This window comes from Nitrosovibrio sp. Nv4 (assembly GCF_900215485.1).
GTDB lineage: Bacteria > Pseudomonadota > Gammaproteobacteria > Burkholderiales > Nitrosomonadaceae > Nitrosospira.
This window is the reverse complement of sequence record NZ_OCMZ01000001.1, coordinates 1128939-1145416: the sequence shown is the minus strand read 5'-3', so window position 1 is coordinate 1145416 and position 16478 is coordinate 1128939. Positions and strand designations below refer to the sequence as shown.

Annotated in this window: 14 protein-coding genes; 10 read left to right on the top strand and 4 right to left on the bottom strand. The window is 53.1% G+C overall.

Features of this window, described 5'->3' with window-relative positions; all coding sequences use genetic code 11:
- Window positions 1-9: 9 nt before the first annotated feature.
- Both CRO05_RS05095 and CRO05_RS05090 read right to left on the bottom strand, forming a co-directional pair.
- Complete coding sequence (locus CRO05_RS05095; RefSeq protein WP_097066083.1) at window positions 10-2247, bottom strand: UvrD-helicase domain-containing protein; 2238 nt, start codon at window positions 2245-2247, stop codon at window positions 10-12.
- A gap of 212 nt (window positions 2248-2459) precedes the next feature.
- The gene (locus CRO05_RS05090) at window positions 2460-3332 is read right to left on the bottom strand and encodes a phosphoribulokinase (protein ID WP_097066082.1); all 873 of its coding nucleotides are present in this window, start codon (window positions 3330-3332) and stop codon (window positions 2460-2462) included.
- A gap of 279 nt (window positions 3333-3611) precedes the next feature.
- On the opposite strand from CRO05_RS05090, the gene rplM reads away from it, so the two are divergent.
- The 6 genes from rplM (at window position 3612) to erpA (ending at window position 7497) form a co-directional block, all read left to right on the top strand.
- Window positions 3612-4046 (top strand): 50S ribosomal protein L13, encoded by a 435-nt coding sequence (gene rplM / locus CRO05_RS05085; RefSeq protein ID WP_090881005.1) that lies wholly within the window; start codon window positions 3612-3614, stop codon window positions 4044-4046.
- A 5-nt stretch (window positions 4047-4051) separates the two neighbouring features.
- Window positions 4052-4444, top strand: coding sequence for a 30S ribosomal protein S9 (gene rpsI / locus CRO05_RS05080; protein WP_097066081.1), 393 nt, complete (start codon window positions 4052-4054; stop codon window positions 4442-4444).
- Between the two features lie 375 nt (window positions 4445-4819).
- Window positions 4820-5848: an N-acetyl-gamma-glutamyl-phosphate reductase gene (gene argC / locus CRO05_RS05075; RefSeq protein WP_097066080.1), complete on the top strand. Its 1029-nt coding sequence runs from the start codon at window positions 4820-4822 to the stop codon at window positions 5846-5848.
- A 58-nt stretch (window positions 5849-5906) separates the two neighbouring features.
- A complete protein-coding gene (locus tag CRO05_RS05070; protein ID WP_235001294.1) occupies window positions 5907-6644 on the top strand; it encodes a DUF6776 family protein in 738 nt (245 codons plus the stop codon).
- Window positions 6645-6654: 10 nt separating this feature from the next.
- Window positions 6655-7071: a polymer-forming cytoskeletal protein gene (locus CRO05_RS05065; protein WP_097066079.1), complete on the top strand. Its 417-nt coding sequence runs from the start codon at window positions 6655-6657 to the stop codon at window positions 7069-7071.
- Window positions 7072-7128: 57 nt separating this feature from the next.
- Window positions 7129-7497, top strand: coding sequence for an iron-sulfur cluster insertion protein ErpA (gene erpA / locus CRO05_RS05060; protein ID WP_090880176.1), 369 nt, complete (start codon window positions 7129-7131; stop codon window positions 7495-7497).
- Window positions 7498-7630: 133 nt separating this feature from the next.
- On the opposite strand, the gene CRO05_RS05055 is transcribed toward erpA, so the two are convergent.
- Together CRO05_RS05055 and CRO05_RS05050 are read right to left on the bottom strand one after the other, a co-directional pair.
- Window positions 7631-8731 carry an anhydro-N-acetylmuramic acid kinase gene (locus CRO05_RS05055; protein WP_235001293.1) on the bottom strand — a complete coding sequence of 367 codons (1101 nt, stop codon included), beginning with the start codon at window positions 8729-8731 and terminating at the stop codon, window positions 7631-7633.
- A 57-nt stretch (window positions 8732-8788) separates the two neighbouring features.
- On the bottom strand, window positions 8789-10105 hold the full coding sequence (locus tag CRO05_RS05050; protein WP_097066683.1) for a M23 family metallopeptidase: 1317 nt from the start codon (window positions 10103-10105) through the stop codon (window positions 8789-8791).
- 256 nt (window positions 10106-10361) lie between these two features.
- Between CRO05_RS05050 and CRO05_RS05045 the strand changes: the two genes are divergently transcribed.
- The 4 genes from CRO05_RS05045 to glyS all read left to right on the top strand — a co-directional run bounded on the left by CRO05_RS05045 (window position 10362) and on the right by glyS (window position 16467).
- Entirely contained in the window at window positions 10362-11537 is a 1176-nt protein-coding gene (locus CRO05_RS05045; protein ID WP_097066077.1) for a HAMP domain-containing sensor histidine kinase, read from the top strand.
- Window positions 11538-11810: 273 nt separating this feature from the next.
- Window positions 11811-13328 carry an apolipoprotein N-acyltransferase gene (gene lnt / locus CRO05_RS05040; RefSeq protein WP_097066682.1) on the top strand — a complete coding sequence of 506 codons (1518 nt, stop codon included), beginning with the start codon at window positions 11811-11813 and terminating at the stop codon, window positions 13326-13328.
- Between the two features lie 41 nt (window positions 13329-13369).
- Window positions 13370-14275 (top strand): glycine--tRNA ligase subunit alpha, encoded by a 906-nt coding sequence (gene glyQ / locus CRO05_RS05035; protein ID WP_097066076.1) that lies wholly within the window; start codon window positions 13370-13372, stop codon window positions 14273-14275.
- A 17-nt stretch (window positions 14276-14292) separates the two neighbouring features.
- Window positions 14293-16467, top strand: coding sequence for a glycine--tRNA ligase subunit beta (glyS, locus tag CRO05_RS05030; protein ID WP_097066681.1), 2175 nt, complete (start codon window positions 14293-14295; stop codon window positions 16465-16467).
- Window positions 16468-16478: the final 11 nt, after the last annotated feature.

Genomic DNA, 16478 nt, shown 5'->3' with positions numbered 1-16478 from the left:
CATCCGGTTTCATGCCGGAGTCAGCTTTGCGTATTCCAGCAACAGCCATTTTGTGCCGGCGCGGCCAAATTTTACTTCGACACGGGCATCCGCTCCGCGACCTTCACAATTGACTATCACACCCGCTCCAAATTTGGCATGCAGGACATTTTGCCCTACCCTCCACTGCCCCGCGGCCGAGTCGCGAATGCCAGACTCCTGAAATTGCCTGGGGCGCAAGGGGGGTTGGGCGGGGTATGCGGATCCTGATTCCTGATTCCTGACCATGGTCTTCTGTACCGGCTGCAACCACTTGAGCAGACTATCCGGAATTTCCTGCAGGAAACGCGAGGGGATGTTGTAGCGAGTCTGACCGTGAAGCATGCGGCTCTGCGTAAAGCTCAGATACAGCCTGCGCCGGGCCCGGGTCAGAGCAACATACATTAACCGCCTCTCCTCTTCCAGACCCCCTGCTTCGTTACGACTGTTATCGTGTGGAAACAGGCCTTCTTCCAGTCCGCTGAGAAACACGCTGTGAAATTCCAGCCCTTTGGAGGAATGCACCGTCATCAACTGCAGCGCATCCTCACCGCCGCCAGCCTGATGCTCGCCCGCTTCCAGCGAGGCATGGTTAAGAAATACCATGAGGCTGTCGTCCTCGGCTTCATGCACGAAACTGGCGGCGGCATTGATCAATTCGTTCAAATTCTCCAGCCGGTCGGCTCCCTCGCGTTCAGCACGATAGTGCGCCGCCAGCCCGCTATGCTCCAGCATGTGTTCCACAACTTCCGGTAGCGGCAGTTTCTCGCAGACCTGACGCATCGATTCGATCAGCACGACAAAGCCTTCGACTCCTTTCTTTAACTTATTCGATCCCCTGTTTTCCTCAATCAAGGCAGGCCATTTGCTCTCTGCCTCCGGCATTGAAGTGCTGCCGCCCCTGCATTTCTTTACCATTGCGTCCCAAAGGCTTCCACCTTGCCGCCTGGCTTCATCCTGCAATTGCTCCAGACTCCTCGCACCGATGCCGCGAGCGGGAAAATTGACAACCCGGAGTAGCGCATTGTCGTCATGGGGGCTGGCTATCAGCCGCAGGTATGCCAATGCATGCTTGATTTCCTGGCGTTCGAAAAAACGCATGCCGCCATAGACGCGATAAGGCAATGACGCGTTGAACAAAGCATGCTCGAGCACGCGCGATTGCGCATTGGAGCGGTAGAGCAAAGACACCTGCGACAGCTTTACGCCTTCCGCACGTAGTGACTTCACTTCGTCCACGATGAACGCAGCCTCATCGAAATCAGTCGGCGCGTTATACACGCGTATGGGTTCGCCATGACCTTCCGAAGTCCAGAGATTCTTGCCGAGCCGCCCACTATTGTTGCGTATCAGCGTATTGGCAGCGTCCAGTATGTTGCCATGCGAGCGGTAGTTCTGTTCCAGCTTGATGATTTTGGAGATACGGAAGTCGCGCTCAAACTCTTTCATATTGCCAGTATTGGCGCCACGAAACGCATAAATGCTCTGGTCGTCATCGCCAACCGCAAATACAGCAGTCTGCTCGCCGGCAAGCAGCCTTAGCCATCTGTATTGCAGGCGGCTGGTGTCCTGAAATTCATCCACCAGAATATGGCGAAAGCGGCCACGATAATGCTCGCGTATGATTTCGTTGCGGGTCAGCAACTCATAACTGCGCAGCAGCAGCTCAGCAAAGTCCACCACGCCTTCCTTATTGCATTGCTGCTCATAAGAAACGTAAAACTCAACCATCTTACGCGCGAAATCATCATATGTTTCGACCTGCGATGCTCTAAGTCCCTCTTCTTTTGCATTGTTGATGAACCATTGCACTTGCCGCGGGGGAAATTTCTCGTCGTCCGCGCCCAGATTTTTCAAAATGCGTTTGATGACCGCCAGTTGATCGGCCGAATCCAGAATCTGAAAAGCCTGCGGCAATCCAGCGTCCTGATGGTGGGCACGAAGCATGCGATTGCACAGGCCGTGGAAAGTACCTACCCACATACCGCGCGTGTTGATTGGGAGCATTGAAGAAATACGGGTGAGCATTTCCTTCGCCGCCTTGTTGGTGAAAGTGACAGCTAATATACCGTGGGGGCTGACCTCGCCGGATTGGATCAGATAAGCAATACGCGTGGTGAGCACGCGGGTTTTCCCGCTGCCCGCACCCGCCAGCACCAATGCCGACTGGTGCGGCAAGGTGACTGCTTCGTGTTGCTCGGGATTTAGTGCGGAAAGTAGAGAAGGCATTGAGAAAACGATTGGAACAGAGACCGAATTATTATCAGCCTTCGTTCAGTTTGAGGGTGATGGGCTGAAAGAAACGCAGGTATGGGCGCCCTATAAATTCAAACTTCCCAAGCAAGCTTTATTTGGCACAACCTGCCAAGCTTACAAACACCGGTAAAAGCGTGGAAATGGAAAGTTCGGATTTATTGGGCACTTCATCGGAAGTTGCGTGATTACCTGCTTCGGCTTTCCCTCACCAGATCCAGAATGAGCGGTGTCAATACCAGTTCTATGGCCAACCCCATTTTTCCACCCGGCACGACAATTGTATTTGGGCGGGACATGAACGAGTTATGAATCATGGCCAACAAGTACGGAAAATCCACGTTCTTGGGGTCGCGGAAGCGGATCACGACAAAGCTTTCATCCAGCGTGGGTATGTCGCGCGCAATGAAAGGATTGGACGTATCCACGGTGGGTACGCGCTGAAAATTGATATGCGTAAGCGAAAACTGCGGGGTAATGTAATGCACGTAATCGTGCATGCGACGAAGGATGGTATGGGTAACCGCCTCCGCCGAATAACCGCGCGCATTCATGTCGCGATGGATTTTCTGGATCCATTCCAGATTGACAATGGGAACGACGCCCACCAGTAAATCAACATATTTTGCTACATCGGCGGTATCGCTCTTTACCCCGCCATGCAAGCCTTCGTAAAACAGCAGATCGGAACCGGGCTTTATCGATGACCACGGGGTAAAGGTGCCAGCCTTCTGCTGGTATGGAGCGGCTTCCTCATCATTGTGCAGATACAGGCGAACCTGGCCGCTTCCGCTCTCGCCATATTCCTTGAATAACGCTTCCAGTTTTTCGAACTCGTTGGCCTCGGGGCCGAAATGACTGATGGCATGACCATCACTTTTCTCGGATTCAGCTACGGCTTTCTTCATTGCCTCACGATCATAACGATGGAAGCTGTCCCCCTCTACCACCGCAGCAGTCAGTTTCTCGCGCCGAAATATATGCTCGAAACTATTCTTGACCGTCGACGTTCCGGCGCCGGACGACCCGGTAACGGCGATGACGGGGTGTTTTTGTGACATACAGACTTTCTCCTCAGGACAATAAGATAATAAGGTGTTGGTTTTCGCGTCAATATTTTCGCTGGTTCAGCAAGTCTTGAGCAGCGCTATGATACCTTTTTTCTCAAGAATTTTGGTGGGAACAGACAAAGATAAAACAACATTCAGGCTTGCAAGAGCAGTGTTCCGGTGCTGGAAGACGCTTTGCCCCGAACACTCGCGGAACGGATTGAAGTTTGACATTCGCAGGGCTCTGGCATAGAATGCGCGGCTTTACTGAAATAAGCAGGGGTGGGTTTTGTGAAAACGTTTTCGGCTAAACCACATGAAGTAGTCCACGAGTGGTTCGTAATTGATGCGGCCGACAAGGTGCTGGGGCGCCTCGCTGCAGAGATTGCTCATCGTCTGCGCGGCAAACACAAGCCCATTTACACTCCTCATGTGGATACCGGCGATTTTATCGTTGTAATCAATGTCGACAAACTGCGTGTCACCGGCAATAAGGCGGAAGACAAGATTTATCACCGGCATACAGGTTATCCGGGCGGCATTTACGAAACCAGTTTTGCCAAAATGCATGCGCGCTTCCCGGGACGCCCGCTGGAAAAAGCAGTGAAGGGTATGCTGCCAAAGGGTCCGTTAGGATATGCAATGCTGAAGAAACTTAAAATCTATGCCGGTGCTGCGCACCCGCACGCGGCACAACAGCCGCGACAACTTGAAGTCAGGGCCTGATTACCATGAGCGCAACCTATAATTACGGCACCGGTCGTCGCAAAAGTGCGGTGGCCCGGGTATTCCTCAAACCCGGTAAGGGTTTGATCACTGTCAACGACAAACCGGTTGACGAGTTTTTCTCCCGCGAAACCGGTCGCATGGTGGTTCGTCAGCCACTTGAGCTGACGGGGAATCTTACAAGTTTTGACATCATGGTTAACATCCACGGTGGCGGAGAATCTGGGCAGGCGGGAGCGGTGCGGCATGGCATCACCCGGGCATTGATTGACTTTGACGCCACGCTGAAACCCGTATTGAGCAATGCCGGGCTTGTGACCCGTGACGCGCGGGAAGTGGAACGAAAAAAGGTGGGCTTCCGCAAAGCACGCCGGCGCAAACAATTTTCGAAGAGATAGGCTTTGTACCTGTCATACCAAAAGCCGCCTCTTTCTGGCGGCTTTTTTATTTGTTGCTTTATAATCGGCGAGGCAGCTCGCGTTTCTCAAGATAAATAACCCGGGCAGGAGACGGCAACGCGCATCTCGGAATATAAGGCTTCGTCGAACTTATCTGATAAATAGTTGCCAACAGAGGGGCTACCAACTGAGCCCCAGGCACTAAAAATATCAAACGGAAGAATGGCGACCGTAGCAAGTAATTTCTGGAGGCAGGAAAAGTTTTGATGAAGCGGCCAAACCCACGATCCGTAAAGCAGAGGGTGGCAGGTATAAATTTCATTTTGCAGGCCTCTTATGAGGAATCTCACTCTTCCTGCAAAACCTGGAGGAGTCATGCTTAAAATTGGTATTGTAGGTGGAACCGGTTATACCGGTGTAGAACTGCTGCGCATTCTGTCTCAACATCCTGAGGCAAGCATACAGACAATTACTTCACGTAAAGAAGCTGGAATAGGTGTAGCCGAATTATTCCCCAGTTTGCGAGGTCGGGTATCACTTAATTTCTCTGATCCCGCAGAAGCTGGCCTGGACAAATGCGATGTCGTGTTCTTTGCCACGCCCAACGGTATTGCCATGCAACAGGCCCGGTCATTGCTGGACGCGGGAGTGCGTGTGATAGACCTGGCTGCCGATTTTCGTATCAAGGATATCGCGGTGTGGGAAAAATGGTATAGCAAGCCCCATGCCTGCCCCGATCTGGTTGAGGAGGCCGTCTATGGCCTACCGGAAATCAATCGCGAAAAAATCAGGAATGCGCGGCTCATAGCGAACCCCGGCTGTTATCCTACCGCGGTGCAACTGGGATTCCTGCCCGTGGTCGAGGCTGGGATTGTTGATCTCGACCATCTGGTTGCAGATGCAAAATCCGGCGTATCGGGCGCTGGACGCAATGCGGAAATACATACGCTGTTTGCGGAAGCCGCCGATAATTTCAAAGCTTATGGTGTGCCGGGACACCGTCATCTACCAGAGATCATGCAAGGTCTCTCTGGCATGGCAACGAGGCCTGTCGGACTGACGTTCGTGCCGCACCTTACACCCATGATCCGCGGCATACATGCCACACTCTATGCCAGACTTGACACCGATGTCGATTTACAGGCTTTATATGAAAAACGATATGCCGAAGAGCCGTTTGTTGACGTGCTTCCCGCCGGCGCCCATCCGGAAACGCGCTCGGTACGAGGCTCGAACCTCTGTCGTATTGCAGTGCATCGGCCGCAGGGCGGCGACACAGCGGTGATACTCTCGGTAACAGACAACCTTGTGAAAGGTGCGGCGGGTCAGGCCGTGCAGAACATGAACATCATGTTCGGCTTGCCGGAAACGCTGGCGATTGATTATGCACCATTGCTTCCCTGAGGAAACACTACGGCTGTGCCTTGGCAGTTGTTTGATGTCATGAGGCATTGCTCAGGTTATGATTAAATCGCTTAAGAGGAAGTTCGGGATATCAGCGCCGCGAGTGGCGATACGTCCGCAAACACCCGCTTACGTGCGATGGCTGGTTGTCGGTACCCTCGCTGTGTTGGCGGTGGTTCTGTCCTGGGGGATGTACGATGCCGGCCGCAAGTTTGCAGGTTTTGACAAGAATGAAACAAGCCATGAATTGGATCGGTTATCACAGGTGAATGCACGGCTTCAGCAGGATAACGACGAACTGCGAATGAAAGTGGCAGGCCTTGATCGCCAGGTACAGATGGACCTCGTCGCGCGGGAAGATATCACCAGGCAGATCAAGGGCCTGGAAGATGAAAATATTCGCCTGAAAGAGAATCTGGCGTTTTTCCAGAGTCTCGGGTCGGCTACCGGAAAAACCGAGCAGCGGCTTTCGATCGGGCGTTTAAAGCTGGAACGGGGCAACTTGCCCGGAGAATATCGTTATAGCATGTTGCTGGTGCAGGGCGGGCAGCGCCCGAAGGATTTTCAGGGCAGCCTGGAATTTTCGGTCAATTTCCAGCAAAATGGGGAAAAAATGATGTTACCTCTTGCCGACAGCACATCAAAGGCGCGTGACGTGACCTTCAAGTTTTACCAGCGAATAGAAAATACCTTCCATCTGCCGCCGGACGCCGTTGTGGACAGCATGCAAGTGAAGGTGTTTGAAAAAGGTGTAGCGCAGGCAAGGCTAACACAGACCGTGAATCTGTCTTTGTGAAGGAGAGAGAATGTTCGGAAAAAAAACAGGCAAACCTCAAAACCAGATTGACTCGCTTATCGGCGCAGGCACCCATATCGAGGGCAATATCAGCTTCAGCGGCGGATTGCGCATAGACGGCCATGTTACCGGAAACATTATCGCACTGGGAGACAGGCCCAGCGCCTTGGTGTTAAGCGATCAGGCCGTCATCGAGGGAAAGATCCAGGTTTCTCACGCGGTTGTTAATGGCTCCATAACAGGCGCCATCTATGCTAGCGAATATGTAGAGTTGCAACCGCAAGCCAGAATCTTCGGCGATGTCCATTACAAAACCATGGAGATACAACTTGGCGCATCGGTTGATGGCAGGCTTCATCATCTGGAGGCGCAACCCGACAACAAGGTGGTGACGCTGATACCCTCTCCTGTCGCCAAGGGTGATTGACCTTTGCGCAATAGCAGGGGATAATTTTTTCTAGTTAATTTATTCGGAAAATTCAATATGAACGCACCAACCGAGGCTAACCTGGTTGCCGAAATGCAGGTTCCGTTGATCTTTACCGATAGCGCGGCAAACAAAGTCGGACAATTGATCGAAGAAGAAGGAAACACCGATCTCAAGTTGCGAGTATTTGTGGCGGGTGGAGGATGCTCCGGCTTCAAATACGGCTTTACATTTGATGAGCTGACGAGTGAAGATGATATCGTGCTGGAAAAGAATGGCGTGAAACTCCTGATAGATGCGATGAGCTTTCAGTACCTCGCGGGGTCGGAAATCGATTATCAGGAAAGCGCCGAAGGCGCGCAATTTGTTATCAAGAATCCAGGGGCTGCCAGTACCTGCGGTTGCGGATCCTCATTTTCCATGTAACCAGGGGTGCGCCAGACGATACAGCGGCGTGTTTTTTACGGCAGCGGGTAGGATTAAAACAAAAACGGAAGCTCAGGCCTCCGTTTTTGTTTGCAGAGAAAAATGGGGACGTGATACGTCTTCATTGTCGGAATCAAACGGGATATATCGCACCGAGCAGCCGGGGACCTTTTGCGCCAGTTACCGCGGGAAGATTGGCAGAAATCCCCCTGATCAGCTGTTTTGCCAACCAGGCAAAAGCAAACGCTTCCAGCCAGTCTGCATCGACGCCGAGACTGTCGGTTAATAACACCTTCTTGTCAGGCAACGCCACACGCAATCGCGTTACCAACGCCGCGTTATGCGCTCCCCCTCCGCATAAATAAACTTCTGCCGCATCCGGGAAATAGGCAAACAGCGGCTCGGCAATTCCCCGAATGGTCAGCTGCAGAAGCGTCGACTGCACATCGGCCGGCTTTTCCTCTCCGGTTAAATAACTATCGAGCCAGGCAAGATTGAACAGCTCTCTGCCAGCACTTTTTGGGGGCGCCATGGAAAAAAATGGAGTTGCCCAGAGGCTTTCAAGCAGCGCGGGGATTATTTTTCCGGATTCGGCCCACGCCCCGTTTTCATCATATACCTCACCCGTATGCCGCCAACTCCATGCGTCCATCACCATATTGCCGGGTCCGCAGTCGAAACCGCTGACTTCTCCACCAGGCGCGAGGTTGGTGAGATTGCAGATCCCACCAATATTGACAATGACACGATGAATTCGAGAATCTCGGAACAAGACCTGATGAAACGCCGGAACCAGAGGAGCGCCTTGACCCCCCGCGGCTATATCGCGGCTTCTGAAATCCGACGCCACGGCAATGCCGGTGAGTTCGACCAACAATGCTGAATTGCACAACTGAATAGTATAACCTGTCGCTGATTGCGGGCAGTGGCGTACGGTCTGGCCGTGACAACCGATGGCTGCCACGTCGCCCGGTTTAAGGCCACTTTTGGCAAGCAGGCCCGCCACCGCCTCGGCATAATGACGGGCAAGCTCATTGCCAAGCACGGCTGCGCGGTGCAGCTCATCCTGACCTGGGTAATGCAGATCCAGCAAGCGGTTGCGTAAATCTGCTTCGTAGGGCAGATAAAAGGTGTGCAGCAGGGATGGAGGCGAGGAACTGAAATCACCCAGCACCGCATCTATCCCATCCAGACTGGTGCCCGACATGATTCCGATATAGTAAGCGGTCTTCAAATTCTTCCGCCTATGGCCCATGTAACTCGCTATTTCGGATTAACGCCGGATTCAAGGCTAATCAAGAAATGCGAGGCTGGTGCCGCGCAGCATGTCCAGCCTGGCCATCGATGATTTCGTATATTCGTAAAATCCAGCCATATGTTTGGATGGGACGGGATTCGCAGTGGGCATCGCCACCTTCAAGGGATCGCGCTGGACATCCTTGAAACGGAATTCATAATGCAGATGTGGACCCGTAGCCATTCCCGTTGCGCCGACACGACCGATAATGTCGCCCTGGCGGACATGCTGCCCCTTGCGCAAGCCTTTGGCGAAAGCTGATAAGTGACCGTAAACCGTGGAGTACGATCCCTGATGCTGCAGGAAAATGACGTTACCATAGCCGCCCTGCCAGCCGGCAAATGCCACAGTCCCATCGGCTGCGGCCTTCACCCCCGTACCTGTGGGCGCAGCATAGTCAATTCCCTTATGCGCGCGCCATGTTTTCAGAACGGGATGGAAGCGACCGGCGGAAAAACCGGAGCTGATGCGCGAAAACTCCAGCGGTGAGCGCAAAAACGCTTTTTTCAGGCTTTTCCCGTCAGGTGTGTAGTAACCGCTTTCTCCGTTGTCCACCTCGAAATATAATCCCCGATAGGGCGTTCCCTGATTGACGAATTCCACCGCGAGTACTCGTCCAGCTCTGGCAGGCTCGCCATTGCCATAAAGGGAATCGTATACCACCGTAAAACGATCGCCCTTGCGCAAATCCCGATGAAAATCGATTTCAGACGCCAGAATATCGACAATTTGAGTAGCAACACTTTCAGGCACACCCGCGTTGTCGATAGCAGCGAACAATGAGGTGTTTATTACACCCGATTTCATCTGGATGTGGGTTTCCAGCTGGGCCGGTTTCTCGCTTACCTTAAATGAGCCATTGGTCTTTTCCACCACCATCTGCTCGCTGCCGCCAGGAAAGTAACGGAGCAGAAGCAACTCACCCGCAGCCGTAGTTTGCACATGGATGGTCTTGCCGGCCACCAGTTGATGTATGGCCTTCATATCCCTGGCATCGCGCATGAAAGTCAGCGCTTCCTGATTATCCACATCGAGGCGGGAAAGCAGAGTTGCCAAAGTGTCGCCGCGCTGAATGCGTTCCTGCCGCCAAAACATCATGTCGGCACTGGAATCAAGTTGGATTTCAGGAAGCTCGAGGCCGAGGACGACCTGCTGGACGGGCACCTCTTCCAATGAAGTATTCGGTGCAATACCAAAAGCCGCCATCATGCCGAATAACGGAAAACTGGATAACAGAATGAGCCAGCGCAATCTTTTTTTTGTCAGCGCCTGCGGCTTTTGCACTGAAACTTTGTCTTTGTTGCCCGGCATGATATCCCTCATTCCCTTCATGGCTTTTGAGGTGCAGAGTCTAACATAAAATCTGCAGAATAAAGGGTGCTAGTTCCCATACACCAATCTCAGGTAAGGTATACTTTCTCGCTTTGTCTGCAGTTCGTCCAAGCCGCTGCTTGGGCAGTAAACCGCGGTGACAACGCCGAAGCGCGAGCAGCTGCAAGCTATCTCAAAATCAGCAGTAACATCCGTCGAAATTATCCAGCATTGAAAACGCGCACAAGGTGCATTTATGTCGACTGACGACTTGACGCTTGACCTCTTGGCGTACCACTCCTTCCCTCTTCTCGCATCGGCTCTGACGTTGCGGAAGGATTCCATTCTTCTGGAATGGGAATCTGCTGTTGCTCTTACACTGCCGGCTGCCGACGCGCTCACACTCAAGAGTCTCCGGGATTCCGTACCCTTGATCCTGCAGGAGATTATCGATGCGTTTGCTTCGGATCAACCCGTCGCCACCCGCGATCTCGTGGAAGGCAGCAAGCTGCATGGAGAATCCCGCTTTCAGGAAAATTATAATATGCGCGAACTGGTCGTCGAGTACCGGCTGCTTCGCCGGGTCATTATCCAGCAAATTTCCGAGGAACTGGATGAGAGACTGGATGTGCGAAATAATATCGCCTTGAACATGGCCGTGGACACGGCCCTTCAAAGTGGAATCGTCATGTTTACCGAGCACCTGCAACAGCAAATCAGTGCTTCTACCGAAGTTCAATCCAAATATCTTTCATTTCTTTCGCATGATCTTCGGAACCACCTCCATCATGCCCTGCTTCACATACAGCTTCTCGCCATGAAACTTGCTAAAATTCCCGAGTATGCGAGCAATGCAATCGACCTGGAGTCCGTCAAGCAAGCAATACTTCAGACCACTATGGGAATGGACCGATTGCTCCAGTGCGAGCAACTCCGCAGAACCGATGTTCAGCATGTGGCGGAGCCTGTCGATTTGAATTCTTTGCTACCTCAAGTTGTCAGTCAGCTAGCCCACGAAGCCAAATCCAAGGGACTGGCGTTGGAGTTGGAAGTGCCGGCCGGCGCGCAGGCGATCAGTGACGAAAGTCTGCTGATACTTGTGTTGCAAAACCTGCTGGGTAACGCAATAAAATACAGTTCAAGGGGCAGAATAAAAGTAACGGCCCGGAATAACTCGAATGGGGAGGGCATCGGTTGGGAGCTGAGCATCAGCGATCAGGGCCCTGGCATTGCGCCAGAAGATCTGACTCATTTATTTGATGCCTTCCGGCGAGGCGATACGTATGGGAAGCCCGGCGTCGGGCTTGGGCTATCCATTGCTACGGAGGCTACCCGACTCCTGGGTGGCAAACTTGAAATCGATTCCGAAGTAGGAGTTGGTTCGACGTTCAGATTAATGCTGCCGAATCAAGCGCCGAAAAACAAAATATGACTGTTTGATTCTTATATCAACTGGTTCGTGCGTTTTTTACGTATTCGTTTCCGAGGAAAAGGTGTTGTCTTGACTTCCATATACGAATTCTTGGAATTGCCTCCTCAATAGGCCGAGAAGCAACTTCAGGATCGTTTCAATATTGCTCTGGCCCGCACGAGCCGTTCGTATCGGGTCCCGGGAATCAACCGCTACTGGAGCTTGATCCTCCGATCCGGCCGGGCAGGGAATATCTGTCCCGCAGCATCAAATCTAGCAAACAAATTTATTGAAGTGTCAAAAAATACAATCCGCACGCAATTAAGCATCTCATTTCTAATCGGCGCACTTACCGTTCTCGGTTTTGCGCCGTTTTATCTTTTTCCGATTCCGCTTTTCACGCTTGCGCTGCTGTGCCATTTCTGGCGCAGGAGTGCAACGCCCTTTAACGCGGCGCTGCTCGGCTTCACTTTTGGCATGGGCATGTTCAGTGCGGGCGTGACGTGGATTTACGTCAGCTTGCACGATTTCGGCGGGATGCCGATGGCGGCTGCGGTGATCGCGCTAATTGTTCTGTGCGCTTATCTCGCGCTATTCCCTGCGGCGGCAGGCTGGATATTGAAGAAACTTCGGATCGCTTCGCCCTCGGTCTGGTTATTGGCTGCGGGCGCACTGTGGGGGCTGTCCGACTGGCTGCGCAGCGTTTTGTTTACCGGGTTTCCATGGCTGACATTAGGGTATTCTCAGGCTCCACAGAGTCCCCTGGCGGGTTTTGCTCCAGTGACAGGCGTCTATGGCGTCTCAATGATACTGGTGAGTAGTTCGGCACTTATATGTCTGTTGTTTGAACGAGAATTTCGCCAAAAAAAATACCTGTTCACTTTGCTTGCAATCTGGGTTACCGGTTTCGGCTTGCAGCATATCCAATGGACCAAACCACAGGGCGAACCGGTAACAGTGAGCCTGTTGCAGGGGAATATCTCGCAGGACCTGAAGTGGCGTGCAGATCAACTCGTCAGCTCCCTGGAAAGGTATGCCGCCCTTACGCTGGAGAGTAAGAGCCGCCTGATTGTCACGCCGGAAATCTCGATACCGCTGGCCCGCGACGAGGTATCGTCAAGTTACCTGGCGCAACTTGCTACCCATGCAAGGCAAAATGACGGAGACATCCTGGTCGGCATGGTCGAGGTGCCGCGTGGGAGCAGTGGCGGCAGTGGCGGCAACGGATACTATAATTCCATGTTCAGCTTCGGCGCCTCGCCCGATCAGAGTTACCGGAAACACCATTTAGTGCCATTCGGCGAATTCATTCCATTGAAATTCCTGTTCGGCTGGGTCACTGAGGTATTCCCATTATCAGATTTTTCGCGCGGCGGGCTTGATCAGAAGCCCTTGAATATCGCCGGGCAGCGGGTGGCAGTGAATATCTGCTATGAAGATGTGTTCGGGGAGGAAATAATTCAGCAACTGCCGCAAGCTACGCTACTCGCCAACGTCAGCAATGATGCCTGGTTTGGCCGGTCCATCGGGCCTCGGCAGCATTTGCAGATTTCACAAATGCGCGCGCTCGAGACCGGCCGTTATATGCTGCGCGCCACCAATACCGGGGTTACCGCCATCATTAACGAGCGCGGCAAGGTGCTGCAGGAAGCGGAAGTGTTTACCACGACCGCATTGCACGGTATCGCACAAGGATTTACCGGGGCGACACCGTATGTCCGGTTCGGCAATAGCCTGATGCTGGGACTTGCAGGAATAATACTTTTGATCGCCGTGCTGCCCGTTTCTCGCGGGAGACGAAAAAACCTGTAAAATCGCGTTGTTAAGCACCCTCATTTTGTCCAGACATTCCCATGCGCACATTCCAGGAAATTATCCTCGCCTTGCAGCAATATTGGGATAAACAGGGTTGTGCGCTACTCCAGCCGTATGACATGGAAGTGGGAGCGGGCACCTCTCATACCGCCACATTTCTTCGCGCGCTTGGCCCCGAACCCTGGAAAGCGGCATATGTGCAGCCTACTCGCCGGCCGAAAGACGGACGCTACGGCCAAAATCCCAACCGCTTGCAGCATTACTATCAGTTCCAGGCAGTGCTGAAACCCGCACCTTCCAATATCCTGGAACTGTATCTCGGCTCACTGGAAGAGCTTGGCTTCGACCTTAAGCAAAACGATATCCGTTTCGTCGAGGATGACTGGGAAAACCCGACCCTCGGCGCGTGGGGCCTTGGCTGGGAAGTGTGGCTGAATGGCATGGAAGTGACGCAGTTTACCTATTTTCAGCAGGTCGGCGGCATGAACTGCAAGCCGATCACGGGCGAAATCACATATGGTCTGGAGCGGCTTGCGATGTACCTGCAAGGCGTGGACAACGTGTTCGATCTAATCTGGACAAAAGGGCTCACTTATCGGGATGTCTATCATCAGAACGAGGTCGAGCAATCCGCCTATAACTTTGAGCACAGCGATGTGAGCTTCCTGCTGAATGCCTTTTCCAGTCACGAGGCGCAAGCCCGGCATCTGGTGGCAGAGGGACTGGCCCTACCCGCATACGAGCAGGTGTTGAAAACAGCGCATACTTTCAACCTTCTTGATGCACGCGGTGCGATTTCCGTTACCGAGCGAGCCACCTACATGGGACGAATCCGCGACCTCGCTCGCAGCGTAGCGCAAGCTTATTATGAGAGCCGCAAACGTTTGGGCTTCCCCATGGCGCCGCCCGAGTGGGCCAGGCAGTTGATGGAGAAAGCCGCTTGACTAATGCAACTCAAAGTCTGACAACCCGGAATCTTCTAGTTGAATTGCTTGTCCAGGAGCTGCCGCCAAAATCGCTGAAGAAGCTCGGCGACAGTTTTGCGGAAACAGTGGCAATAAGCCTCAAGAGACAAGGCCTGGCAGCGAACGATGCTACCGCCACACCTTTTGCTTCCCCGCGTCGCCTCGCAGTACATATCCAACACGTGGCGGCGCAAGCCGCTGATAAGTCCATTTCGCAAAAACTCATGCCGGTAACGGTCGGTCTGGATGCGAACGGGCAAGCCACACCTGCACTGCTCAAGAAATTACGGAGCCTTTGCGGCGATGCCGCCTGTCCGCCGGTGTCCCAGCTAAAGCGAGCACTTGACGGCAAGGTAGAGGCTTTATTCCTGGATAGCATGGTGAAAGGCGTAACGCTGACACAAGGTTTACAGAAAGCAATCGATGAAACGCTTGAGAAGCTGCCGATTGCCACCATGATGACCTACCAGCTTGGCGACGGCTGGAGCACGGTGAATTTCGTGCGGCCAGCGCAGGGTCTGATCGCCCTGCATGACAGGGAGATCGTGCCCATCAGTGTGTTGGGCTTGAACGCGGGACGCGAGACACAAGGCCACCGCTTCGAAGCGAATATGAGCCCGCTGATATTGGAAGACGCTGACAGCTATGCGCAACAGCTTAAAGCGGAGGGCGCGGTAATCCCTGGTTTCTCCGCGCGCCGGGCCGAAATCGAACGCCAGTTGACGGCGATTGGGAGCCGGGAAAACCTCAAATTGATCCAGGATGATGCATTGGTAGACGAAGTTACCGCGTTAGTCGAGCGGCCAAATGTACTGGTTGGTGAATTCGAATCCGAGTTCCTGGATGTACCGCAGGAATGCTTGATCCTGACCATGAAAGTACATCAAAAATACTTCCCGCTACTGGACGCGGACGACAAGCTTTCTCATAAATTTCTAATCGTCTCCAACATCCGCCCGGCTGATGCCAGCCAGATAATTGCCGGCAATGAGCGCGTGCTGCGCTCGCGGCTGGCGGATGCGAAATTCTTTTTCGATCAGGATCGCAAGAAGACATTGGCTTCACGCGTCGCCGGTTTGGATAAGGTGGTCTATCACCATAAGCTGGGTACTCAGGCGGAGCGCGTCGAGCGGATTTGGGCGGTTGCGCAGGCGGTTGGCCTTCGGTTGGGCGGCAACGAACTTGCGGCGCAGGCTGGCGAAGCCGCAATGCTGTCCAAAGCAGACCTTCTCACCGATATGGTGGGCGAATTCCCGGAGTTGCAAGGGGTCATGGGGCGTTATTATGCAAGACACGATGGATTGGCTGACGACGTGGCGGATGCAATTGAAGACCACTACAAGCCACGATTCGCGGGAGATGCGTTGCCGCGTAATATGGTCGGTATTTGCGTGGCACTGGCGGACAAGCTCGAAACGCTGGTGGGTATGTTTGGCATCGGACAAATTCCAACAGGAGACAAAGATCCGTTCGCCTTGCGCCGTCATGCACTGGGCGTAATACGAATATTGATCGAAAAGGAAGTTCCGCTTCCGTTGGATGCTTTACTTGAGCAAACTACAGGTATTTTTGGCCCGAAGATTAACGGAACGTCAGAAGCGCTGAGTGATTTCATTTATGAGCGGCTTCGTTACTATTTCAGTATCGAGTCCTCTGATGAGCAGGCGATTGAGCCAGGTAAACGCATTAATACGGAACCTGCCGAGGATCGCCCACGCTTCTCTCCACAACAAATTGACGCAGTGCTTGCGCTGCGGCCTCAACAGTTGAACGATGTAAAAAAACGGCTGGAAGCGGTACGCGCCTTCGCTGCGTTACCGGAAGCGGAAAGTCTCGCCGCAACCAACAAGCGTGTCGGCAACATTCTCAAGAAGGCTGATGTCGCTATGCGAGAAGAGGTCAGTACCTCGCTACTGCAAGTACCTGCTGAGCAGGCTTTGCACCAGACGCTGAGCCACATTGTACCCAAAGCCGACGTAGCCTTCGCGGCTGGCGACTACAACGCTTCACTGCAAATTCTGGCCGCGTTAAAACAGCCGGTAGACGACTTTTTCGATAATGTAATGGTTAACACTGAAGATGAGGCGTTGCGCCGCAACCGGCTTGCCTTGCTCGCACGGTTACACCATGCCATGAATTGCGTAGCCGATATCTCCAGGTTGGCAACTTAAATCCAGGCTAC